The sequence below is a fragment of the Limnoraphis robusta CS-951 genome, from assembly GCF_000972705.2.
On record NZ_LATL02000045.1, the window covers coordinates 20,356 to 45,007 of the forward strand.

Annotated in this window: 17 protein-coding genes and 1 tRNA gene; 10 read left to right on the plus strand and 8 right to left on the minus strand. The window is 41.4% G+C overall.

What is annotated here, in order from left to right; all coding sequences use genetic code 11:
* Positions 1–67: 67 nt before the first annotated feature.
* The 7 genes from WN50_RS03550 to cheB all read left to right on the plus strand — a co-directional run bounded on the left by WN50_RS03550 (position 68) and on the right by cheB (position 11,274).
* Positions 68–1,813 carry a R3H domain-containing nucleic acid-binding protein gene (locus tag WN50_RS03550; RefSeq protein WP_046277171.1) on the plus strand — a complete coding sequence of 582 codons (1,746 nt, stop codon included), beginning with the start codon at positions 68–70 and terminating at the stop codon, positions 1,811–1,813.
* A 185-nt stretch (positions 1,814–1,998) separates the two neighbouring features.
* Complete coding sequence (locus WN50_RS03555; protein ID WP_046277170.1) at positions 1,999–3,522, plus strand: CheR family methyltransferase; 1,524 nt, start codon at positions 1,999–2,001, stop codon at positions 3,520–3,522.
* A 9-nt stretch (positions 3,523–3,531) separates the two neighbouring features.
* Positions 3,532–4,590 carry a chemotaxis protein CheW gene (locus WN50_RS03560; RefSeq protein WP_046277169.1) on the plus strand — a complete coding sequence of 353 codons (1,059 nt, stop codon included), beginning with the start codon at positions 3,532–3,534 and terminating at the stop codon, positions 4,588–4,590.
* Positions 4,591–4,627: 37 nt separating this feature from the next.
* A complete protein-coding gene (locus WN50_RS03565) occupies positions 4,628–6,079 on the plus strand; it encodes a methyl-accepting chemotaxis protein (protein WP_046277168.1) in 1,452 nt (483 codons plus the stop codon).
* 24 nt (positions 6,080–6,103) lie between these two features.
* Positions 6,104–7,558 carry a methyl-accepting chemotaxis protein gene (locus tag WN50_RS03570; RefSeq protein WP_046277204.1) on the plus strand — a complete coding sequence of 485 codons (1,455 nt, stop codon included), beginning with the start codon at positions 6,104–6,106 and terminating at the stop codon, positions 7,556–7,558.
* Positions 7,559–7,765: 207 nt separating this feature from the next.
* Positions 7,766–10,141: a hybrid sensor histidine kinase/response regulator gene (locus WN50_RS03575; protein WP_082172280.1), complete on the plus strand. Its 2,376-nt coding sequence runs from the start codon at positions 7,766–7,768 to the stop codon at positions 10,139–10,141.
* Positions 10,142–10,164: 23 nt separating this feature from the next.
* The gene (gene cheB, locus WN50_RS03580) at positions 10,165–11,274 is read left to right on the plus strand and encodes a chemotaxis-specific protein-glutamate methyltransferase CheB (protein WP_046277166.1); all 1,110 of its coding nucleotides are present in this window, start codon (positions 10,165–10,167) and stop codon (positions 11,272–11,274) included.
* 8 nt (positions 11,275–11,282) lie between these two features.
* Here the strand turns inward: cheB and WN50_RS03585 are convergent, their stop codons facing one another.
* Positions 11,283–11,672: a response regulator gene (locus WN50_RS03585; protein ID WP_046277165.1), complete on the minus strand. Its 390-nt coding sequence runs from the start codon at positions 11,670–11,672 to the stop codon at positions 11,283–11,285.
* 542 nt (positions 11,673–12,214) lie between these two features.
* Here WN50_RS03585 and WN50_RS03590 point away from each other — a divergent pair.
* The 3 genes from WN50_RS03590 (at position 12,215) to guaD (ending at position 17,601) form a co-directional block, all read left to right on the plus strand.
* Positions 12,215–15,865 carry a PAS domain S-box protein gene (locus tag WN50_RS03590; RefSeq protein WP_063847362.1) on the plus strand — a complete coding sequence of 1,217 codons (3,651 nt, stop codon included), beginning with the start codon at positions 12,215–12,217 and terminating at the stop codon, positions 15,863–15,865.
* A gap of 145 nt (positions 15,866–16,010) precedes the next feature.
* Positions 16,011–16,082, plus strand: a tRNA-Gln gene (locus WN50_RS03595).
* A gap of 181 nt (positions 16,083–16,263) precedes the next feature.
* Positions 16,264–17,601: a guanine deaminase gene (gene guaD / locus WN50_RS03600; protein WP_046277163.1), complete on the plus strand. Its 1,338-nt coding sequence runs from the start codon at positions 16,264–16,266 to the stop codon at positions 17,599–17,601.
* Positions 17,602–17,639: 38 nt separating this feature from the next.
* Here guaD and WN50_RS03605 read toward each other — a convergent pair whose 3' ends face one another.
* The 7 genes from WN50_RS03605 to WN50_RS03635 form a co-directional block, all read right to left on the minus strand.
* Positions 17,640–20,147 (minus strand): sigma 54-interacting transcriptional regulator, encoded by a 2,508-nt coding sequence (locus WN50_RS03605; RefSeq protein WP_046277162.1) that lies wholly within the window; start codon positions 20,145–20,147, stop codon positions 17,640–17,642.
* A gap of 229 nt (positions 20,148–20,376) precedes the next feature.
* Positions 20,377–21,045 carry a response regulator transcription factor gene (locus WN50_RS03610; protein ID WP_046277161.1) on the minus strand — a complete coding sequence of 223 codons (669 nt, stop codon included), beginning with the start codon at positions 21,043–21,045 and terminating at the stop codon, positions 20,377–20,379.
* 307 nt (positions 21,046–21,352) lie between these two features.
* Positions 21,353–22,942: a glucose-6-phosphate isomerase gene (locus WN50_RS03615; RefSeq protein ID WP_046277160.1), complete on the minus strand. Its 1,590-nt coding sequence runs from the start codon at positions 22,940–22,942 to the stop codon at positions 21,353–21,355.
* A gap of 211 nt (positions 22,943–23,153) precedes the next feature.
* Positions 23,154–23,411 (minus strand): hypothetical protein, encoded by a 258-nt coding sequence (locus WN50_RS03620; protein WP_063847363.1) that lies wholly within the window; start codon positions 23,409–23,411, stop codon positions 23,154–23,156.
* 48 nt (positions 23,412–23,459) lie between these two features.
* The gene (locus WN50_RS03625; protein WP_046277158.1) at positions 23,460–23,672 is read right to left on the minus strand and encodes a hypothetical protein; all 213 of its coding nucleotides are present in this window, start codon (positions 23,670–23,672) and stop codon (positions 23,460–23,462) included.
* Between the two features lie 84 nt (positions 23,673–23,756).
* Positions 23,757–24,005 (minus strand): HNH endonuclease, encoded by a 249-nt coding sequence (locus WN50_RS03630; RefSeq protein ID WP_046277202.1) that lies wholly within the window; start codon positions 24,003–24,005, stop codon positions 23,757–23,759.
* Between the two features lie 193 nt (positions 24,006–24,198).
* Positions 24,199–24,594, minus strand: a complete 396-nt coding sequence (locus tag WN50_RS03635) for a KGK domain-containing protein (RefSeq protein WP_049557908.1) — start codon at positions 24,592–24,594, stop codon at positions 24,199–24,201.
* Positions 24,595–24,652: the final 58 nt, after the last annotated feature.

Below are 24,652 nucleotides of genomic sequence, written 5' to 3' on the forward strand. Positions count from 1 at the left end.
TTCCACTCCCGTTTAACCCCAAAAACTCGCCCCTGACCATAGGTTTGAAAACGTCACTGTTGGAAGTATGCAGATTACAGACGACCTTAATAGATTGCTTAATATTGTTCCCAAGGAAATTCGACGGAATGTGGAATTACACCCCCAACGCGATAGTCTCATTGAGATTGTCTTAGATTTGGGTCGTCATCCCGAAGCTCGTTTTCCATTAGGAGCGGAGTATATCTCTCAAACGCCAGTTTCTTGGGAAGACCTAGATCATTGTATTTCTCAAATTGGAGAATTTAGCGGTGACAACCGCGCGGGTATCGAGCGCACCTTGCATCGGATCAGTGCCATTCGCAACCGCACAGGCAAAGTGATCGGCCTCACCTGTCGGGTGGGTCGAGCGGTGTTTGGCAAGATTGGCATGATTCGGGATTTAGTGGAAACGGGTCAGTCCATTTTAATGCTAGGTCGTCCGGGGGTCGGTAAAACCACAGCGCTGCGGGAAATTGCCCGGGTGCTGGCCGATGAATTATCCAAACGGGTCGTCATTATTGATACGTCGAATGAAATTGCAGGTGATGGGGATATTCCTCATCCGGCTATTGGTCGCGCTCGTCGGATGCAAGTGGCTCGTCCTGAACTGCAACATCAAGTGATGATCGAGGCGGTGGAAAACCATATGCCGGAAGTGATTGTGATTGATGAAATTGGGACGGAATTGGAGGCTCTAGCGGCTCGAACCATTGCTGAACGTGGGGTACAACTGATTGGGACGGCTCACGGGAATCGGATTGAAAACTTGATGAAAAATCCGACTCTCGCTGACTTAATTGGGGGCATCCAAGCAGTGACGTTGGGGGATGACGAGGCACGGCGGCGAGGCTCTCAAAAAACGGTCTTGGAACGCAAGGCGCCTCCGACGTTTGAGATTGCCATTGAGATGCTAGAACGCGATCGCTGGGTGGTGCATGAGAGTGTTTCGGATACGATTGATAGCTTGTTGCGGGGAATGCAACCGATTCAGCAAGTGCGAACGATGAATGAGGCCGGAGAGGTGACACAGGTTGAGGAACGTTATAGCAGCGCCTCGTCTAATAGTTCTCCTGGCACGATCAGTCCGCAAGTGATGAAAAGTGTTGAAATTGCGGCTCCAGGGCTTACTGGCTTACGGGGTTCGGGTAAGATGATCCCGATTCCACCTCCGAAGCCGATACCGGAAAACAAGTATTTTGAGCAGTTGCTGGATGCTTCTTTTTCGACGGGGTTAAGGGGGATTGTCGGTAATGGTGAACATCCGACAGTCGGCCCGAATGGGGAGGATCTGCCTTTGCACGTCTATCCTTATGGGATTGCTCGTCATCAGCTTGATCAAGTGATTCGTAGTTTACAGTTGCCTGTGGCTTTGACGAAGGATATTGACAGTGCTGATGTGGTTTTGGCGTTGCGATCGCATATTCGCAATCAGTCTAAACTGCGGCATATGGCAAAAACTCGTCAAGTTCCGATTCATGCGGTGAAGTCCGGGAGTGCGCCCCAGGTGGCTCGGGCGTTGCGACGGTTGCTGAATATGGAAGATCCAAATTCGCCGGAAATTCCGGATCTGACGTTGTTTGCGACCAGTGGATCGGAAGATGAAATCGAAGCGCTCGAAGAAGCTCGTTTGGCGGTTGAACAGATTGTGATTCCGAAAGGACAACCTGTGGAACTGCTGCCGCGATCGCCGCAGGTGAGGAAAATGCAGCATGAGTTGGTGGAACATTATCGCTTAAAATCGAACAGTTTTGGTGAAGAACCGAACCGTCGGTTGCGAATTTATCCAGCCTAGTTACGATTGAGTGAGTTTCGATCAACTTAGTCTTAAAAACTCATAATTGAGAGGGAGGGATGATGTAGGGAGTGAGTATCTCCTCGATTTTCCCTCCCGCTCCGATGTTGGGGTAAGTAGAGGAGGTTTGCGTTACCTCGTAAGGTCTTTCGTTGTACTCACCGTTGGGAAAATTGCCTTCTCAAATGGATCAGATTTTAATTGAATGCTTTGCTCAACTGGTTTCGACTTCATACGGTTTACAAATTAGACCGCTAGATTATTCTGGATTTTCTCAGAAAATTTTAACGCGAGTTCGAGAGCTGAGATTCTCTAATGCTGAAGATTATTACAACTTCTTAAAGAGTGAGACGCCCGCCAGCCAGAAAGAATGGCTTCGCCTGATTCCTTTGCTGACGACACCCGAAAGTTATTTTTTTCGCGATCGCGGACAGTTTAAGCTGCTACAAAATGTGATTTTACCGCAGTTAATTGAACGGCAAAAAACGGTCAGAAATTTGCGGATTTGGAGTGCGGGATGTTCGACGGGAGAAGAACCTTATTCTCTCTCTCTGTTGGTTCAAAAATTGATTCCGAACTGGGAAGAATGGAATCTGCTCATTTTGGGGACAGATATTAATGAATTAGCTTTGCAAAAAGCGAGAAAAGGAGTTTATAGTGCTTGGTCATTTCGTCAGGTTGATGCTGAGATTATATCGCAGTCGTTTCTTCCTTGTACAGACGGATGGGCAATTATCCCTCAAGCGAAACAATTCGTCAAATTTATGAACTTTAATCTGCTTCAAGATCAGCGAGTTAGAGACTTTAATTTCCAGGACTTTGATCTTATTTTATGTCGGAATGTCTTTGTCTACTTTGAAAAAGTTAGCATCTCTAAAGTTATTCAGAAGTTTGATCAAGCCCTAAAACCCGGAGGATTTTTTATCACCGCCCATGCTGAACTTCAAGGTTTAGAAATTAATCCCTTTAGAGCTATTATTTTTCCTGAGTCTGTTGTTTATCAACGTCCTCTAGAACAGGGTTGTGATCATCCCGCTTCTCACTCGAACTCGAAGTTAGATCTTTCGGCTTTGTTTTTCGATCTCTCTCCCTTGAATAATCATCTCCATTTTACGCCAAGTCTTACCCCCAAGAATCAAAGTTTTAAGACGAAGTTAACTCCATTGAGTTCTTCACAAAATCCTCGAGAAAATGGTTTGAATAAACGGGGAAAGATAGAAGAAGCAAAAGAACTTTATCATCAAAAAAAGTACAGTGAAGCGATCCAAAAAGTTAAGGAATGTATAAGCCAGACTTCACCGACCTTTGAAGCGTATTATTTGTTAGGGAAAATTTATGCGAACTTAGGTCAATATCAAGAAGCAATACAGTATTGTCAAAAAGCAATGGCTGTGGATTCACTCTCCGTTTTACCCTGTTATATATTATTAAATATTGCTGAAGAAACGAATAATATAGAAGAAGCAAAAAAACTAGCTAAACGAATCATTTATTTATCAGGTATTTCACCGTTATCGATTTCTGCGTATGTTAAACTTGCCTCTTTATATGAACAAGAAAACAATCCAAAAAAAGCGATAAAAACTTATAATATAGCCTTAGAACTTCTGCAAAAACTACCTTCTCAGGCTAAAGTTGAATATACAGACAATGTTACTGTTGCTGAGTTGATCGCATCTCTCAACAGTATAATTAAAAACTTAAATTAGCGTTATTTTATGGAAAAAATACCTTATCTAATTTTTAAACTAAGCAATACACTGTACGGAATTAATGCGCTAGCGGTACAAGAAATTTTCTTGCTTCCTGAAGTGATGCCGATTCCAGAAACACCCGATGAAATTGTGGGAATTATCAATCTGCGGGGTCAGCTTTTAGTGATTATTGATCTCAATTATCGCTGGGGTTCTCCATCCTCTGACTATCATTTAACTGATAGTGTAATTGTGATTGAGTGTAACAACTTCAGACTGGGGCTTTTAGTCAATAAAGTTGATGAACTTCAGATGATTTCTAGCGAAGAAATATCCCGGGAATTATCAAACTTTTCAAGGCAGATATATCCTCACAATAACTCAATTCATCAGTGGATTATCGGCTTCGCAAAAATAGCGGATCACTTGGTAATTTTACTGGAATTAGAAGGATTTATTGAGCAAACCAAAAGTTTATATAAATCAGATTTTTTATCGGAAGAAATACAGAATTATTCAAGTATAAATTCAAGAAAAAACTTGCTGTTTTGTCCCAACGCAAGTTTAGAGGAACGACAGGTTTTTCAAGATCGTGCTAAAAATTTACTAAATGCGAGTGAAAGTCAAGAATTTCAGGGATTAATTCCCTTGGCTGTGATTGGATTAAATCAAGAGTATTTTGGGATACTGTTAACAACAGTTAAGGAATTTATAGAAATTCACAACATTACGCCAATTCCTTGTACCCCAGCGCATATTATTGGTAATATGAATTTACGGGGTGAGATTGTCACCTTAATTGATATTCGCAGTTTTTTAAACTTATCTATGACTCCGAGAAAAAACTTATCAAAAGCCATGATTGTCAAAGTTGAAAATATTGTTTCAGCTTTAGTGGTCGATGAAGTTTTTGATATCATTTATTTAGATTCTGTCAACATTAGAACAACTCCAACGACAGTTCGTTCCAACCAGAATGAATTTCTTCAAGGTACAGCACCTTATCGAAATCGAATGATGAGTATTCTAGATTTAAAAAAATTTTTAACTCAGGAAGAACTTGTTGTTAATGATGAAGTCTAAAATCAATAGAGATCAAAAAATAGGGGGGATATAATCAATGTTTGGCAACTTAAAATTGAGAGGACGTTTATTATTAGGTTATACATTACCTTTTGTATTCTTTATTGGACTGGCTGGGATCGTTTACACCAATATTAGACAAGTCTCCGATATATTTGAAGAAGTAGAACGGGTACAAAATCTATTACTTACTGTTCATAAGATGGACAAAAGTGCGATTGGAGTTGTTCAGAGTTTTCGCGGATATGTAGCCCTAAAAAATACGCAATTTTTAGAAGAATATGATAACTACTTACAACAATTTAACACTCTAGCAACTACAGTTGATCAATTAATGACTTATCCCGAACAAAAAGAGCGTTTATCTCAAATTCGAGAGTTAGTTAATGAGTATGATAGAGTCAGTCGTCCGGCTCTTGAACTTGTTCAACAGGGCAAAACTGCTGAAGGAATCGCGTTAATTGAATCTCAAAATGCGACTCAATATGTGCAGGAAATTGATCGGCTGACTCAACAACTAACAGAGAAAGAAGAAGAAATTTTAGAGCAACAAACAACAGCAACTTTACAAAGTCTAAGCTGGCTGACTTATGCGTTAATTTTCGGCACATTGCTGGTGATTATTTTAGCAATTGTTATTGCAACGTTCATCTCAAATAACATCAGTGCAGGTATTCAGCGAGCAACCCAAGCCATTGCGATTTCATCAACTGAAATTGCGGCGACCCTGGAAGAACAAGAACGAGCCGCTAATCAACAAGCAGCAGCCGTTAATGAAACCACTACAACGATGAATGAATTAAGCACATCATCGCGTTCAACCGCCGATCAAGCTGAATCTGCTGTTAGTGATGCCAAACAAGCTTTAAACCTAACTGAAAATGGCAGTCAAGCCGTCGAAAAAACTCTGGAAGGTATGGCAAATTTACGAGATAAAGTCGATGATATTGCTCAACAAATTATTCGTTTAAGTGAACAAACCAATCAAATTGGCAATATTTCTAAATTAGTCAGTGATTTAGCCAATCAAACCAATATGTTAGCGTTAAATGCAGCCGTAGAAGCGGTGAGAGCAGGGGAACATGGGAAAGGATTTGCAGTGGTAGCAGCCGAAATTCGCAAACTGTCCGATGAAAGCCAAAAATCAGCCCAAAGAATAAATACCTTAGTTACCGATATTCAAAGTGCAATTAATTCGACAGTAATTGTTACCGAAGAAGGAACAAAAACGGTTTTATCAGGGGTTGAAGTTGCTCAAACGACAGCATCGGCATTGATGGGTGTAGCGGATGCGGTGAATAATGTGGTGTTAAATAATCAACAAATTTCTTTAAATACCCAACAACAAGCGATAGCAATTGCTCAAGTATTGGAGGCGATGAACTCAATTAACCAAGGAACAAATGAAACAGCAAATGGTCTGAATCAAACGAAAACGGGACTCCATAAATTGAATCAAGTGGCTTTGGAGTTGCAGTCTTCGATGTAATATTATTAAGGGATGGTGACAACAATGAACATTAAATTGAGTACAAAACTTTATTGGGGCTTTTTTGTTGCTCCAGCGATTCTTTTGTTGGTAATAAGCTTCTACTCAATTGTTTCTTTTAGCCGGATGAATCAACAAGTCGTCACATTATATGATGATCGAATCGTACCCCTTAAAGAACTTAAGTTAGTGTCTGATGCCTACGCTGTTTTAGTCGTTGATGCGGTTAATAAAGCTGATCAAGAAATCATTTCTCTGAATGCAGCATTAGAGTCTATTGACGAAGCCCAGCAAAAAATAAAACTCCATTGGCAATCCTATCGTCAAACGAATCTGACTTCAGAAGAACAGCAAATAGCCCGGGAAGTTGAGAGTTTATTTGTGCCTGTTAATCTCAGGATTACACAACTTAAACAAGCTTTAGAAACTGATGACATTTCTCAGTTAGACGCTTATAACGGACAACTCTATACCGTGATTGATCCGCTAACCGAAAAGATTCAACAGTTAATTAATTTACAGTTAGATGTCGCTGCTCAAGAAAGAACAAAAGCTCAAAGTGTTTACTCTAAAACTTTACTCTTGTTCGGATTGATTACTTTAGGATCTCTAGTGGTTGCTTCTCCAATTGGTTATTCTTTCAGTCAATCTATTACAAAAACTTTGAAAAAAACACTACAAGTTGTTTCCGAAAGCTCGATTGATATTGCGATCGCAGCAGAACAACAGGAACGAACAGCCAGTCAACAAGCAGTAGCCATTAATGAAATCACTACAACAATGAATGAATTAAGCAGTTCTTCCAAATCCACTGCTGAACAAGCGGAATTTTCGGTTAGTGATGCCAAACAAGCTTTAAACCTGACAGAAAATGGTAGTCAAGCCGTAGAAAAAAACCAGGAAGCTATGAAAAATTTACGAGATAAAGTTGATGATATTGCTCAACAAATTATTCGTTTAAGTGAACAAACCAATCAAATTGGCAAGATTTCTAAATTAGTCAGTGATTTAGCCAATCAAACCAATATGTTAGCGTTCAATGCAGCCGTAGAAGCAATAAGAGCGGGGGAACATGGGAAAGGATTTGCCGTCGTCGCAGCCGAAATTCGCAAACTGTCCGATGAAAGTCAAAAATCAGCCCAAAGAATAAATACCTTAGTGACTGATATTCACAATGCAATTAATTCGACGGTTTTAGTAACTGAAGAAGGTAGTAAAACCGTCGTTTACGGTGTCGAAATTGCTCAAAAAACCGCATCAGCATTGATGGGGATTTCAGATGCAGTTAATAATGTGGTGTTAAGTCATCAACAAATTTATTTAAATACTCAAGAACAAGCGATAGCTATTGCTCAAGTGTTGGAGGCGATGAACTCTATTAATCAAGGAACAAATGAAACGGCAAATGGTTTGAAGATCACCAAAACTGGACTACACAAGCTCAATCAATTGGTTTTTGAGTTGCAGTCTTCTATCTAAGTTCAACAGTTGATCAAACGATGAGGGGGAATTTATGTTAGTTTTTAAAAAATTGAGATATGTAATTTTTTTTGGATATTGTATTCCGGTGATCTTGCTAACTTTAGCCGCTTTTTTGGTGACTTCTAACGTAAAGACTGTTCAGGAAGAGCAGCGAAAACTGAATCTTTCTAAAGAAACTACTGAATAGGAGATTGAACTAAAATGATGATCGAAGATGACGAACTCCGAGAAGTCTTTAAAACCGCCAGCGAAGAACATTTACAAAATCTCGATGACGGATTGTTATACTTAGAAAAAAATCCTCAAGATACACAGAAACTCGAAGAACTCCTGCGAGAAGCCCACAGTCTTAAAGGAGATGCAGGAATGTTGGGCGTTAAAGATGTTGCCACCCTCGCCCATCAAATTGAGAATTTATTAGGCGCTATTAATCAAGGTAAAGTAACACTCTCAGCCGAAGTTAGCGATCGCTTATTTCAAGTCTTAGATGCTCTTCGTAAACTTGTTCAAGAAGCCGTTACAGGTGAACCTTCCGGTGTTAATACTTTCCAAATGTTAGCAAGTTTAATTGCGGCTGAAGCCCCAATCCCTCAAGAAACCCCAGCCCAAACAGTTAACGATCGCCATTTTTCAGAAGAACCCCATTCAGACATTTTTCAAGTTCTTGAAGCCAAACCCGTTGAACATCTCACCGTTGAAACCCCGACACCCCCATTAGAAGAAGAAATTAGTGATTCTATTCCCTCTGGAATTGCCGATGTTAGTACACCGCCAAGCGAGGAGAAAGTCACCTTTGATGGGGCGGCTTATCGGATTGAAACAATTCGGGTTTCCACACAGCAACTCGATGCGTTAATGACGCAAACCGGAGAACTAACAGTCACTAAAATTCGCATTTGTCATCGACTGAATGAAGTAGAAGCCCTCACCGCTTTATGGGAAGAATGGACTCGAGATGCCTTTGTTAATCGATTTATTCTCAATGATTTAGAAACCCAATCCACTATTGCTCATAAAACCATCGAGCAACTACAAAATTATTATCATCGCGCAACTAAACACCTCGAACAGTTAGGCTTATTAGTAAACCGTTTGAGAGATACTCTCTATGAAGATACAACCCGTTTAGAACTGATTTCCAATGAACTTGAAGAGGATATTCGCACTTTACGACTGTTACCGCTCTCCACTATTTTTAATCGTTTTTCTCGCATGGTTCGTGATATAGCTCGACAACAAGGCAAACAAGTTGAACTGATTTTAGAAGGGGGTGAAACCCGAGCCGATAAGCGGATTTTAGAAGAAATGAAAGATCCTTTGATGCACTTATTAAGAAATGCGATTGATCACGGCGTAGAAACTCCAGAAGAACGACTTCGATATGGTAAATCTCCTGTGGCTCAAATTCGACTCCGAGGCTATCAAACCGCCACTCATGTTGTTATAGAAGTCAGTGATGATGGTCGAGGTATTGATCCTGAACACATCAAACAAATCGCCCTCAAACGAGGTTTATATCAACTCGAAGAACTTGAAGCGATGATGCCTAGTCAAATTCAGGGTTTGATCTTTGCTCCCGGTTTTACCACACGAACTTTTGTGACGGAAATTTCCGGTCGAGGTGTGGGGATGGATGTTGTTCGCAATAATGTCGAACAGCTTAAAGGAACAATTGAGTTAGAATCAGTTCCGACTAAAGGCTCTACATTTCGGATGCGACTGGGAACAGCCTTAGCTACAACTCACGTTTTGATTGTCCTTGTGCAAGATATTTCTTATGGGGTTCCTGTGGAATTTGTTCGCACGACTCGCTTGGTTTCCCCTGGTGAACAGTTTACAATTGAGGGAAGAGACACGATCATTTTTGAAGAACAACCGCTCTCCGTTGCTCAATTAGCTGATCTCCTAGAACTTGAACGCCCTCAAAAATTGGCTGATTCTGCTACGGCTCTACCTTGTATTATTTTGAAAGTTGGAGAAGAACAATTAGGACTATTTGTCGATGCGTTGATCGATGAACAAGATGTTGTACTCAAGTCACAAAGTCAATTGCTCAAACGAGTCCGAAATATTGCCGGAGCGACGATTCTCGGAACCGGAGAAGTTTGCATGGTTTTGAATGCGGCTGATTTGATCAAATCGGCTCGTAAACTTCTAAATTCTGGGGGTGCTGCGGTCAAAATAGACACCAAAAATTCCGAAGATTTGGTGACTCAAAAACCGATAATTCTGCTCGTTGAAGATTCAATTGCTACCCGTACCCAAGAAAAACGAATTTTAGAGGCAGCCGGTTATGAAGTGATTACCGCCGTTGATGGATTAGATGGCTTTAATAAGCTGAAAACTCAAAACTTTGATGCGGTGATTTCTGATATACAAATGCCCAATTTAGATGGATTGAGTTTAACTGCTAAAATTCGCGAAAATTCAGAATATAACGAATTGCCGATTATTTTGGTAACGTCTTTAGCGTCAGATGAGGATAAACGCCGGGGTGCTGAAGCGGGTGCCAATGCCTACATTACTAAGAGTAGTTTTAATCAAAAGGTACTGTTAGAAACCCTGAGAAGACTGATTTAATCCTATCACTAAAACGCTAAAATATGCCCATTCAAGTTTTTTTGGTCGATGATTCTCCCGTTGCTTTGATTGTTCTCAAACGGATTTTATCTTCATCTCCTGAAGTCGAAGTTGTTGGAACTGCTCGCAACGCAAAAGAGGCTTTAGCAATGATTCCCAGTCTAAAGCCCGATGTCATTTGTACGGATTTTCATATGCCACAAATGGACGGATTGGAATTCACACGGGAAATTATGGCGAATTTTCCTCGACCGATTTTAGTGATTAGTACGGCTGTGCAACTGGAAGATACTTATAATGTTTTTCAATTGTTGAATGCGGGTGCTATTGATGTTTTTCCGAAGCCGAAAGATGGGTTATTGTCTGGAGATTCTCAATTGGCTCAGGATTTAATTCGTAAGATAAAAGTTTTGTCAGGAGTTAAAGTTTTTACTCGAAAAAACCGGGGAAAGGGACATCAAACTCATACCCATTCTCATTTTAAATTTACTTCACCTTTCACTTCCGTTTCGCCTGTGAGTTCTTCCTCAAAAGCCATTCGGATGGTGGCAATTGGGGCTTCGACAGGTGGCCCACAAGCGTTACATACCATCTTAACCCAACTTCCGCCTCGTTTATCTGTTCCTGTGATTTGTATTCAACACATTAGTGAAGGCTTTTTACAGGGTTTAGTGAATTGGTTGAATGTACAATGTTCTCTATCAGTTCAAATTGCACGTAACGGCGAAATTCCTCAAAATGGAACGGTTTATTTTGCACCGGAGCGCTATCATTTAGAGTGGGATCGTCAGGGTCGATTTCTCTACAGTAATGCGCCACCTCTCGCCGGACATCGACCTTCAATTACCATCACGTTTCAGTCGATTGCTCGATATTACGGTGATCGCAGTATCGGGATTTTGTTAACTGGAATGGGGCGGGATGGAGCAGATGGAATGGATGCGATCGCTAAATCTGGTGGAATAACTATTGCTCAAGATGAAGCTAGTTCGGTGGTGTTTGGAATGCCGAAAGAAGCGATCGCTTTAGGTGCAGCCCAACAGATTCTTCCTATCGATGAGATCGCTTCAATGTTGGTGCGACAAATCGAACGTCGGCAATCAAATGGCTGGCAAGCTAACGATAGAGGTTGAGAGAAAATTCACAGATGTTTACTGAGAACTTGAGTAATCACCTCAGAAAGTGTTTGAGGATTAAAGGGTTTAGTTAGATATTCTGTTGCCCCTGCTAGACGCCCCTGCACCTTCTCAAAGGCTCCATCTCGGGCTGTCAGCATAATAATCGGCAACGTTTTAAACTGAGGCAGGTTTCGCACAGTACGACAGAGTTCTAAGCCATCAATCTCTGGCATGGTGACATCTAGAAGTAAAATGGAGACCTTTTCTTGGTATAATAGCGATAGTGCTTCTACTGCATTGTCGGTGACGAGAACCCGGTAATCTTTTCCGAGAGCTTGTTTAACCAAACCGTGCATCACTAGACTATCATCAACGGCTAGGACAGTGGGTATAGGGTGAGCAATTGCAGACATCTTCGTTGTTTTCCTTTGTTAAATCTCATGTCCGCTCGGGGTAGACAATTACAATCTCTATTAATAGTTTAAACGACCTGGAAAAAGAACTCTAAACTCTCAAAGTATTTCTCGGTTGATTGAGGCTTGAAGCCCGAAAAAGCGTTCAAACATCGGGTGATCAATTTTCGACGATAGCGGTGAAATCTCCCAACCCCGCAGTGCGCGATCAAATTTCAGGTTATCTCAATAAAATTTGTAACGAATCTTAGCAAAAAAGTCATAATTAAATGCAGGAAATAAACTTATTGTATATCATTTTTAAGTCCGTTTTTAGCAGTTTTAATATTAATTTTTAGATGAGTCGCCTTCAGAGAAAGTCTTTAGGACTTCCAGGCAACTGCCCTTACCGCTTGTTATGATTGAGATACACTCCAGAATAGTAAAATGAACACCTGGGGATCGAAAATTCAGACTACTAGCTCAAAAACCGATTTCCTTGAATTCTGGATCTTGAGTGCTAAGTCTCGCTCGCTCAATTTTTTGAGGGGAATAGGTTATAGATGGTAATCAAACTTTCAGATTATCGTACAATGGGGGAAGAAGAGAACCTATCTCTACGGGAAATAATGGCATCCGAAACCGCAGTAGCCTTTGACAATTGCACCCAAATTGCCATCCATATCGCTCAAGCTCCGATTGCATATATTAGCTTTATTGATGCGAGTTGTCAGTGGTTAAAATCCCAAGTGGGTTTACAAGCCAAAACCCATCACTATCTCGACTTTTGTGAGCGGGTTATTGCTCTGCATTATACGTCTCGTCAAACTGCAAAATCTCCTCAGCCGGAAACCCCAACATCAACAGAAACCGGGTTATCGACTTCTGAGGAAATGTTATCGGCGATTATTATTGAAGATCTTGCGATTAACAATTCGATAAACAAACAGTTGGCGACTCATCCCCTGGTGAAATCAGATCCCGGAATTCGCTTTTATATCGGTATTCCCATACAAACAAACGAAGGGGTATTAGTGGGGATGCTATCTGTGATGGACTATGAACCTCGCCGCATTAGTACAGATAGCCTCAATGCTTTAGAAGCGATCAGTCGTCAAGTGTTTATGCAGATGGACTTACATCGCCAACTGATTCACAGCAAAGGGAAACTGATTAAGCTCGAAGATACCATCAAAAAACGCTCCTCAGTCTGGGAAATTGTCCGTCAAGAACGGGATTTTGTTTGTAATGTTCTCAATACTTTAAGTGCCTTAGTTGTTGTTCTTGATCCGCAAGGAAAAATTATTCGCTTCAACCACATCTGTGAAGAACTCACCGGATATTCAGCCCAAGAAGTTGAAGGAAAAACTCCTCAAGAAGTCGGACTCTCGATTTATAACTTCCCCGTTCAAACTCAGCCTTTATCCTCAAATTCCTCAGAAACTGATCAGTTTCCCTCACAGTCTGAAAGTGAATGGATCGCTCACGATCGCTCTCATCATTTAATTGCTTGGTCAAATACAATCATTTATAATTCCGATGGTACTATCGAACACATCATCGCCACCGGAACCGACATTACCCTGCGTCGAGAGTCCGAAAAGATGCTGCGTTTATTAGAACGAGCGATCGCTGCGAGTCCCAATGGTATTGTGATCAGTGATGCTCTAATCCCCGAAAAACCGATTATTTATTGTAACCCGACTTTTGAACGGATTACCGGATATTCGAGCAGCGATATTTTAGGAAAAAATTGTCGATTTTTACAAGGAAACGATACTGATCCTGAAACCATTAGCATAATTCGGGCTTGCTTAAAAGAAGCCAAAGATTGTTTAGTCACCTTAAAAAATTACCGTAAAGATGGGACTGCCTTTTGGAACGAATTAGCAATTTCTCCCGTCCGAGATGCGGAAGGTAAAGTCACCCATTTTATTGGCATTCAAACCGATATCAGCGAACGTAAACGAGCCGAAGAAGCCTTAAAAAACAGTGAAGAACGCTATCGACTTTTAGCAGAAAATGCTACTGATTTGATTTCCCGACACAGCTCAGAAGGAATTTATCTTTATGCTTCTCCGGCTTGTCGAAAGTTGCTAAAATATGAACCTGAACAACTGATCGGACATTCAGCCTATGAGTTTTTTCACCCCGATGATGTAGCCTCTGTTCGAGAATCTCATCAAATTTTACTGGCTCAGGGCGAAGTCTCCCTGGTAAGTTATCGCATTCGTTGCTACAACGGAGAATATATTTGGTTTGAAACCACCGCTCACGCTGTTCGAGATCCTAGCACCGGAAAGGTTCGAGAGTTAGTCGCCGTTTCACGAGATATCACCAGCCGTAAAAAGGCAGAAGTCTCTTTACTAGAGCGATCGCATTTGTCCTTACTCGAAGCCGAAGTCGGTAAAGCTTTAGGACAGGGTGGAAAAATCACCAGGATTTTACAAGCTTGTAGCGATGCCATTGCTCATCATCTCAATGTTACAGGTGTCGCTATCTGGACGGTAAGCCGCAAATCGACTCATAATCTGGAACTACAAGTCTCATCCGGTCAGTGTGAAGTAGGAGATTGCCCAAAATGCCAAGAACGGAGCAATCATCATTGTTTGTGTCTTAATTTTGCCTTAGTGGTCGAAGGAAGACAAGTGGGGATGATGGAAATTAGTAGTCGTTACCCGCTCACAGAACAGGTTCAAAATGCTTTATATTGGATTGCCAATGCGATCGCTGTTGGAATTGACCGAGTTGCAGCTTTAGAGGAACTTCACAGTCGTCGCGAAGGGTTATTGTTCCGTCTGGCGAGTCAAATTCGGGATTCTCTCGATCTCAATACGATTTTAGCGAAAGCTGTTAGTGAAATTAGAAGTTTATTGCAAGTGGATCAGTGTCATTTTCTCTGGTATTTACCCACAACTGATCCGCGAACCAGTTTTGTAATTACCCATCAGGCTCAGTCTTCTAGCGTACCTCAAAGTTTACTCGATTATCCGGCCGATTGTGTCAACTGGCTGTCTGAGAAAATTGAGCAGCATCAGATGGTTCAGATCGATGACAGCAGCAAAGTCGAAGGGTTTGATGGACAGACACGAGCCGCTTTAAAACAGGCGGGAGTCGCTTCGATGTTGTTTTTACCCCTAGAAACTCGTTCCGGTCAACGGGGGGCGATCGTTTGCAATCATTATCATAATATCCATGAGTGGGGTGTGAGCGATGTAGAATTATTGCAGGCTGTTGTTGATCAGTTAGCGATCGCCATTGATCAAGCTGAACTCTACGCCCAAACCAGAGCGGCAGCTTTAGCGGCTCAAACTCAAGCGGCTCAACTCTCTCAGGCTTTTCAAGATTTGCAGCAAAAAGAAGCTCAACTGATCCAAAGTGAAAAAATGTCGAGTTTGGGTCAGATGGTGGCGGGGATTGCTCACGAGATTAATAACCCCGTTAACTTTATTTATGGCAATCTAGACTATGTTAGAGATTACACTCAAGATTTATTAGAAGTTCTCAGTCTTTATCAACAAAAATATCCGTCACCTGATTCAGAATTAGAAGAGAAAATAGAAGAAGTTGATCTCGGATTTATTACCGAAGATTTACCCAAAATTATCGCTTCGATGGAGATGGGAGCTGATCGGATTCGTCAAATCGTCGTGAGTTTGCGGAACTTCTCCCGTTTAGATGAAGCGGAAATGAAGCCTGTTGATATCCATGAAGGGATTGATAATACATTATTGATTTTACACAATCGCTGGAAAGCTAAAAAGGTCGGTTCGGGTGTGGAGATTGTCAAAACTTATGGCAAACTTCCGAAAGTTGAATGTTATGCAGGTCAACTGAACCAAGTCTTTATGAATATTATTAGCAATGCGATTGATGCCCTCGATAATCAGCCCGATCCGCGTATTGTCACCATTTGTACGGAGTTATTTCACGTTCAAAATCCCACAGAATCCACTAATCTACCCTATGTTCGGGTGAAAATAAAAGATAATGGTCCTGGTGTTTCAACGGCGGTTAAAAATCGTTTGTTTGATCCGTTCTTCACCACGAAACCTGTGGGAAAAGGAACAGGTTTAGGTTTATCGATCAGCTATCAAATTGTCGTTGAAAAACATGGCGGATCTCTCCAATGTTTCTCCGAACCGGGACAAGGCTGTGAGTTTTGGATCGAGATCCCCGTTGAACCGCCTGCGGAACTGCGACCCTTAGATTGAGATCAATTCAAGAAAACTCCGAAAGCCTTTTGAAATCTAGCTTTCAGGGTTATTGAGTCTGGGGTTCAAAAAAAATCTAATTTCCGCTTAAAAATACTTGACAAACTGAGGGGGAATGCTGCTAATATAGTATATGGTTACGCAATGGGGCGTCGCCAAGCGGTAAGGCATCGGGTTTTGGTCCCGACATCCGGAGGTTCGAATCCTTCCGCCCCAGTTGAGCCTAACGGCATAAAGACTACTGAGGCTTTAATAAAAGATTTCAAACATCCACGCTACGCTCAATTCTATCAAAATTCCCTCAAACAAAAATCCTATCATGGGACTTGAGGGGAAAAATTTGATTAGATAATTAATTGATCAAATCATCAACCCGCCTAAAAACTGATTTTTGTCAAATGGAAAATCCAACAATTTTTAAAGCTTATCGAGGTTCATTTTTAGATTTTGTTGCCGATCCTTTTTTTGTTCCTGAACTTGACAGTATTCGCTATATTCCCGATGGTTTACTAATTGTAGAAAATGGAAAAATCAAAGAATTCGGCAGTTATGAACATCTACAGCCTGAATATCCTGATCTTGAATTCATCACCTATTCTAACAAATTAATTGTACCGGGATTCATTGATTTACACGTTCATTATCCCCAAACCGAAATGATTGCTTCTGATAGTAATCAACTGTTAGACTGGTTAGACAAATACACCTTTTTAACTGAATCTAAATTTAAAAATCCCGATTATTCAAAACAAATTGCAGAGTTTTTTATCGATGAACTCCTGAAAAATGGCACCACAACGGCTGTCGTTTTAGCGGCTGTTTTTAGGGAATCTGTAGAAGCATTTTTTGAAGCAGCAAATCAACGAAACTTGCGAATGATAGCAGGTAAAGTAATGATGGATCGTCATGCACCTGAATATTTACTCGATACAGCAAAATCCTCCTATGAAGATAGTCAAAAACTGATTGAAAAATGGCATAATAAAAACCGCCTTCTCTACGCTGTTACGCCTCGTTTTGCGATAACTTCAACACCTGAACAACTGCATTTAGCAGGGAAATTGCTGCAAGAATATCCTGATGTTTACTTACACACTCATCTGTCTGAAAATCTGAATGAAATTAAATTTGTTGCTGAACTTTTTCCCGAGAGTTTAGACTATTTACAGGTTTATGAACAGTTTGGCTTAGTCGGAAATCAATCAATTTTTGCACATGGAATTCATCTTTCAGACTCAGAATTTCAACGGTTATCAGAAACTCAAGCTGCTATTGCCTTTTGTCCAACTTCTAACTTATTCTTAGGAAGTGGACTGTTTAAACTGCATCAAGCCAAATCTAAAGAGTATCCGATTTCTGTCGGTTTAGCAACCGATGTCGGTGGTGGAACGAGTTTTTCCCTCCTACAAACTGCTAGCGAAGCCTATAAAGTTACCCATTTACAAGGACAAAATTTATCGGGTTTACAAGCTTTATTTTTAGCAACATTAGGCGGGGCAAAAGCTCTCAAATTAGACGATAAAATCGGTAACTTTGAAATGGGTAAAGAAGCCGATTTTGTAGTATTAGATGGACAAGCCACACCTTTACTTACTTTACGAACTCAAGGCAAAATTCCAGCTCAAACAAGAGAAGAAATAGCGGATTTGATTTTTGCTTTAATTATTTTAGGGGATGATCGAGCTGTTGCTGCTACTTATATTTTAGGAGAACAGGCGTACATTCGCAATGCCTAAAAATGGGGTTTGGGGACAATAGGGAAAGATTCTATCAGTTAAAATCCAACAATTACCCGCCATAAACCCACCATTAAAACCCCAGTTACGAGGTGTTGGGGTAACAAAAACTTAAACGGTTGACGGGCAATTTTTTGAGTTAAAATGACAGCCGTCATCGCCCCAAAAATTAACACAGTTCCCTGTAAAAAGCTAATTACAGCCGGATGAGCGATTAATATGGGTAATCCCTCTCCATTTAACCCAAAAGTCGCCAACGCTACCGGAAGAATACGTCCCCCTTCTGATAACCCCAACTGTAAATAATGGGCTAAATTTGCCGCTAAAACTAAAGGTAAATAGCCGTAAGCCAGTTCGACAAAAGAACGAGATTTAAAATTCAAACGGATAATAAAATGAGCAAAGATTGGTAAAATCACAGGGCAACTCAAAACGGCAACCGATAGCCCTAAATGAACGGGAAACTGCGTTAAATTCCAAGGCAAATTCAACTGTGTTTGTAACTCTGGAAGATGATGTAAAAATACCGCTCCCAACATCAAAAATAATAAAGCCACCTCATAACTACGAGAAACATGAGTTGTCCAGAGTTCAATTCCGGGTGGACGTAAATTAAATTCAACTGAACGATGAGGACAAGCTTTTAAACAAGTCATACACAAAACACAGTCTCGGTTATCTTCCAACTGGGCGGGATGAGAATACAATGGACAGCCCTCAGTTGCCCTTCCTTCGCCTTTTTCTGGCCCTCCTTTATAACATTGATAGGTCGTACATTCCGCCGAACAAGTTCCTTGCTGCGCCCTTAATTCAGTCATTGAGAGTTTAGCAAACATCCCATTCATTCCCCCAATGGGACAGAGATAACGACACCAGAACCGACGTTCAAATAGAGCCGAAAAAATCATCGCTCCGGCGGTAATTAATAACAGTAAACAAGCTGATAAATAAGCTGTATTCGTTAAATCCCAGAGTTCTTCCCAGAGTAAAATTAACGCAAATAACCCAAACAAAAACCATCCGCCCCAGCGTTCCGCCGACTGTCTGGGCCAACGTTTCAGTTGACGAGGAAACAACCACAGAGATAATTTTTGGGTGACTTCTCCATAGATCATAAACGGACAAACCGCACACCAAATTCGCCCAAAAAAGGGAAATAAAATCAAAATAATCGGCCACCACCAAGCCCAAAATAAATTCAAAGCAAAGTTTTCTGAACGAGTTTGCGGGCCTAAAAATAAGACTCCAACAATTAATGCAAATGCCGTTAAAGTAAAACCGTAATTAATCCTATCCGGCCACCAAGGACTGCGAAGAAAATGGCGAAGTTCGGGATAAGTATTGAGTAAATTGAGACGAAATTGTTTTTTCTTCGTTTGTGACGGCCAGATAATTTCTTCTGTAATTTCTAAACCGCCTTCGAGTTGAATAATTGCCCGTTCAACTAAGTTGAGAAGTTCCCGTAGATTATTCGGAAAATCATAGGCTTGCAGTCGCCGTAAAGCTTCGGGAGTAATCCGAGCTTTTTCCATGCCTTTAGCGCGACAAATTAAGCTAATATAATATTTTACCCAGTCTTCTAAATCTGCTTTTCTCAAGCGCAATGGCGGAACTTTAATAGAATGATCGACAATAGAATTAATTTCAGAAATCGCTTTTTCAGAGATAATAATAATCTGCGCTTCACAGGTTTTAACAGGGGCTTCTGGTTCTCCTAAACGACTCACAGGACTATAAGCTTTTGTTTGAATCAGGTTAATAATTGTTGGTAAAAGTTCAGGCGGCAGATCATGGACATTATTCAAAATTAAGGTTCCTTCGCCCAAGGTTTCAATTAATCCCGGTTTTCCACCCACACGACCTAATAATTCTGAACCACTGGTTTGTAAGGTGCTACAATCAACTTTAATCAGAGGTTTACGCCGCTCCGACGAACCAAAATGAATTAACGCTGCAATATTATCTTTTTCGAGTCCTGGTTCCCCAAAAATTAACACAGACTGACGATTTTTTGTAGCTTGTTTAATTTGCGATCGCAATCTCACCGCATAGCGACTTCTTCCGACCACTCCCCGTCTGGCTTTTGGGACTAAATAGGGTTGTAAAATTAGCAGTCGTTCCTGTTCATAAACCAGTTGAGAAGATAAGGCTTCGACTTCTTCAACCAATTGCTGAGAAAACACCTGATTAATTTCAGGATATTGACTCACCAATTGATTAAAAGGTTCAGCCGAAATAAACCAAAATTCACATTCACTGAGCGTAATTAACGTTTGTCTAACCGATGTTTTAACTAACAATTCTTGAAGATTAATCGCCGCTCCGGGTAATAAGCCATAGGATCGCCAGCGTTGCAGTTGGGCTTCGATCCGACCCGATCGCAGAATGTAGAGTCCTTCTGGGGGTGTTCCTTCTGTAGTGATCGCTTGTTGTGAGTCTAGAATGCGCTCTTCGAGTTGGGAAGCGATCGCCTCTAGGGTTTCTCGGCTTAGGAGGCTTAAAGCACTTCGTTCTTGCAGCCATGTCACCAACTCTTGAACGTTCATCGCGAGTTCTCCCCTTTACCTTTATCTTCTATTTTAATAGAGAACGAACTATTAACTCAAACCATGATCGAACTTTCTAACTTTTGGGTTCCTGGCGCACTTTTAGGGTTAATTATCTTAGCCGCTATTTTTTTCAGTTCCCGTTAAAAGGTAAAAACCCACCCTAAAACACAGACAAACTGATCTTTGTGTCTCGTGTGTCGAGCGGGTTTTTTAACCCAGACTTGGACTAATCAATCAAATGGTTTTTGAGAGCAAATCGCACTAATTCTGCTCGGTTGCTGCTGTCAGTTTTTCTTAATAAACTGCTCACATATTTTTCAATGGTTCTCGGACTTAAATGCAGGTTTTCACCAATTTGTACATTGGAGAATCCTTCGGTTAACAAGTCCAAAACCTGTTGTTCTCGCTCCGTTAAATTAATCTGAATTGAAGAGACTCCTTTCAACTCCGATGAAGTCGAAGAAGAGCCATTCGCCACCACCACTGACTCAGTAACTCGCGATCGCAATTCCGACTCTATCAACTGCGATCGCTCCAATAAAGCTCGAATGACTACGCCCAATTCGTGAAGTTCAAACGGTTTAGGTAAGTAATTATCGCAGCCCAATTGATAGCCCCGAATTCGTTCAGAAATCGCTGTGTGAGCCGTTAAAAAAATAACCGGAAGCAGACGAAAAGCCGGACGAGAACGGATACGTTTAACGAGATCATAGCCGTCCATCTCAGGCATTGCAATATCGGTGACGATCAGGTGAGGCTTGTGTTTGTCTACCAACTCAAGCGCCTCTTGACCGTTCTCAGCAGAAATCACAGTGTAACCTGCAATTTCCAAATAATCACCGATCGAGAGGCGAGTCCCGAAGTCGTCATCTACAACCAATATCGTTAGGGGCATAGGACGGGGACTGGAAATTCAAGTATAGAAGATCAGTCAGCATTGCTTGTTTTGGATTCGGCTTTTTTATTTTTGACCAAAGAAAACAAGCAATTCTTATAGCTTACATTTGTTCAGCTTATCGATTATACCCTGTCTAGGGCTTAAATCCAATTCCAAAAGTGAGGGAGGGTGATCTAACGGGGTGTTTGAGAACAGTCACCCGCGTAGGGGCGGGTTCTAAGTAGATTTAAGTCACGGACTGACAATCTAATCTACCTACATAAACCCCCCCAACCCTCAGAATGCCTGTTTTGGCTTAATAAACCTAAGCGTTGTAACTCACCGTTAAACTCGCAGGTTGAGCCAGATTTCCTTCAAGCACAATACCGCGATTATTAGCGGCTAGATGTCGTAAAATCTTGTAGGCTTGTTCGACATTTTCAGAAGCACCCGCTTTCTCAACCAAAGCCTCTAAAGACAGTCCAGCCCCTTCTGCAATTAATACTTTCAGCAGTTCTTGTTGCAAATTCAAGACTGTAGCTGCGGCTTTTTTGCCCGATTCGACTCCGGGTTGGTGATAAGCATTAATATTCACCAAGAACCCATAGAAACTCACCGCCCGTTCATACAGCGCAATTAACGCCCCCACCGTGCGCGGTGTTACCTCTGAAATGGTAATCGTAATCGAATCTCGCTGATTTTCATACAACGCCTGTCGAGTCCCTTGCAAAAATCCCGAGAGATAGTCCCCGGCGGTAACATTGGGTTCAACTTCAACAGATGGCCCTTTACGATCTTGCAACACTTCAATAAACGTCGCAAAAAAGTTCGGCACCCCATCCCGCAACTGTTGGACGTAGGCGTGTTGATCGGTAGATCCTTTGTTTCCGTAAACGGCTATCCCCTGGTTAACGACATTGCCATCGAGATCTTTTTCTTTGCCCAAAGACTCCATCACCAACTGTTGCAGGTAGCGGCTAAACACTTGCAAACTGTCTTTGTAGGGCAGCACTACCATGTCTTTTTCGCCCTTACCATTGCCGACATAATACCAACTCAGGGCTAGCAACGCCGAGGGATTGGTTTTCAAGTCAGGTTTACGGGTGGCTTCATCCATGACTTTCGCCCCTTCTAGCATCGAGCGAACATCAATCCCTTGCAGCGCCGCAGGTAACAAACCGACGGCTGAGAGTTCAGAAGTTCGTCCTCCTACCCAGTCCGCCATTGGGAACCTCTCGATCCAGCCTTCAGACTTAGCGAATTGATCGAGTTTGCTACCGACTCCGGTTGTGGCGATCGCGTGTTTGCTAAACTCTAATCCTTGGGCTTCATAGGCGTGTTTGGCTTCTTTCATCCCATTACTGGGTTCAGGAGTCCCGCCCGACTTAGAAATCACCAGAGTTAAAGTGCTTTGAAGTCTATCTTTCAACTCACCCAACACCCGATCAATGCCATCCGGGTCAGTATTGTCAATAAAATGAATTTTCAGGGGGGAAGAGTCTGGTGTCAAGGCTTGTGCGACAAATTGCGGCCCTAGTGCCGAACCCCCAATACCGATGGAGAGTAAGTCGGTAAATTTTGGCGATCCGGGCGGTTTCACTTCGCCGCTATGAACCTTTTTGGCAAAGGCTTCTATTTGTTCGAGGGTGCTAATGATTTCTCGCTTAATTTCCGAAGTCGGGGCCAGATCGGGATCTCGTAACCAATAGTGACCCACCATGCGGTTTTCATCCGGGTTCATGATCGCTCCCCCTTCGAGAGCTTCCATGTCTTTGAACGCTTTGTCAAACTGGGGTTTCATCGACTCGCAGAAAGCATCATCAAAGCGCACGCGACTCACATCGAGGTATAACCCCAAGCCTTCGTGATAGTATAACCAATCTTGGTAGCGTTGCCAAAGTGCTGAGGCATCCATAGTATCGTCTTCCGCTAATTACAAAAGCTAATGCAGAATTTCGCTCAAACTGCTGTTAATGAGGAAAGCCGGACATCACGCCCAATATTTCCTGATCAATCATGGTTATGGTCAGGTAGACCGAACCCTATCTCACAACCGACCCTAATTTACCATTAGTTTTTGAGGAGGAAGGTATTTCATTTACCAAATCTAAAGATTTTATAGCTCGTTAAATTTCCGGCTTGGGTAAAATTCGGATAAATTTAACAATTTGACCCGTTACCTCAATACCAATAAAATAATCATCAAGAGTAAAACGATAAAAAAGCAGGCTGGTGTCTAGGGGGTGCAGTTCCGGTAAGTCGTATAGGCTATCAAGTTGCTGGAACTGAACAAAGACATAATCATACACCCGTTTATAAACCGAGGGTTCTAAACTGATTAAGTCTCTCAGGAAAGAGCGAGCATAACGCACGTCAAGGTTCACAGAAGATTCAGCAATAGCACAAAATGTTAGAAGCTATATCTTTATTTATCAATGTTTAATCATATAATCATTCGACAGCACCCGCATCGCTTCCTCAGTGGTGAAAGAGTCTCCTGGTTTTAAAGTTCTTTGAGCATATTGAATCGCCTTTAGCATATAGGCATCATAATACAACGTTGTCAGGACTTCCCAAGACCGTTCTAGCTCACTTGTTGGCATTTGGTCAACTAAATTGTGCAGTTGTTGGCGACGCGATTTCATTTTCTCTCTATCCAATACGCGATTTAGTCGTTTACAAGATAACTTTTCTAATTCAAATATTGCACAATTATAGAGGGATTGGGGTTAATCTGTATAACGACGCTTGAAACGAGAATCTAAATAATGTCTCTTTTTCAGATTACAACTTCGACAAAGGGTTTGTAAATTGCTGATGTCGTTACTTCCGCCTTTGGCTAAGGGAATAATATGATCAATCGTCAATTCTGCTTCTAAATTCGTTTTTTGACAACTTTGACAACAATAACTATCCCGTTGAAATACATATTTTCTCACTTCAGGCGGAATAATAATTCGCGGTGTTTTTTCGTTCATCTGTTTTTTACTCTTATCTGTAGGTTGGGTTAAGCAATAGCGCAACCCAACAAAAATCATAATAACTGTTGGGTTTAGTTCAGGGGATTGATCCTCGCATCTTGTAGGTTTGGTTAAGCAATAGCGCAACCCAAGAAAAACCATTATAACTGTTGGGTTTTGTTCCTCAACCCAACCTACTTTTTCAATGATTTTAGTTATGTTCCGTTTCACTTTCCATTAACTTCTGACGCAAACTATCTAACGGTGATTCGGGTTCAGAAACTTCGGGTTCATCAGGACAAAATTCAACAATAACTTTTAACCTCACTTTTCCTTTTTGCCATCCCGTTGAACCCATTTTTAAAATTTCACAGTTTTTTCCTTCGTTAAACCACTCTCCATTGGGATTTTCCAGTTTACTTTCCGACTTTGTAATAGGCGCACATTGGACTCCTTTTGATTGTAATTCGTCTACAAAATTAGTAGCTACCCATCCCGTTAAAGCTGTGATCACCTTTTTGTGCAAGTGGCTAATTTTATGGCTTTCATTCTCAAACGAGATCACATCATTTTCACTACAGTTATGCGAAATTAAATTATCTTCCATTTGCAATCTCCTAAACTATTCCATTATATATCACGATATGACCCCCACCAACCTCCCC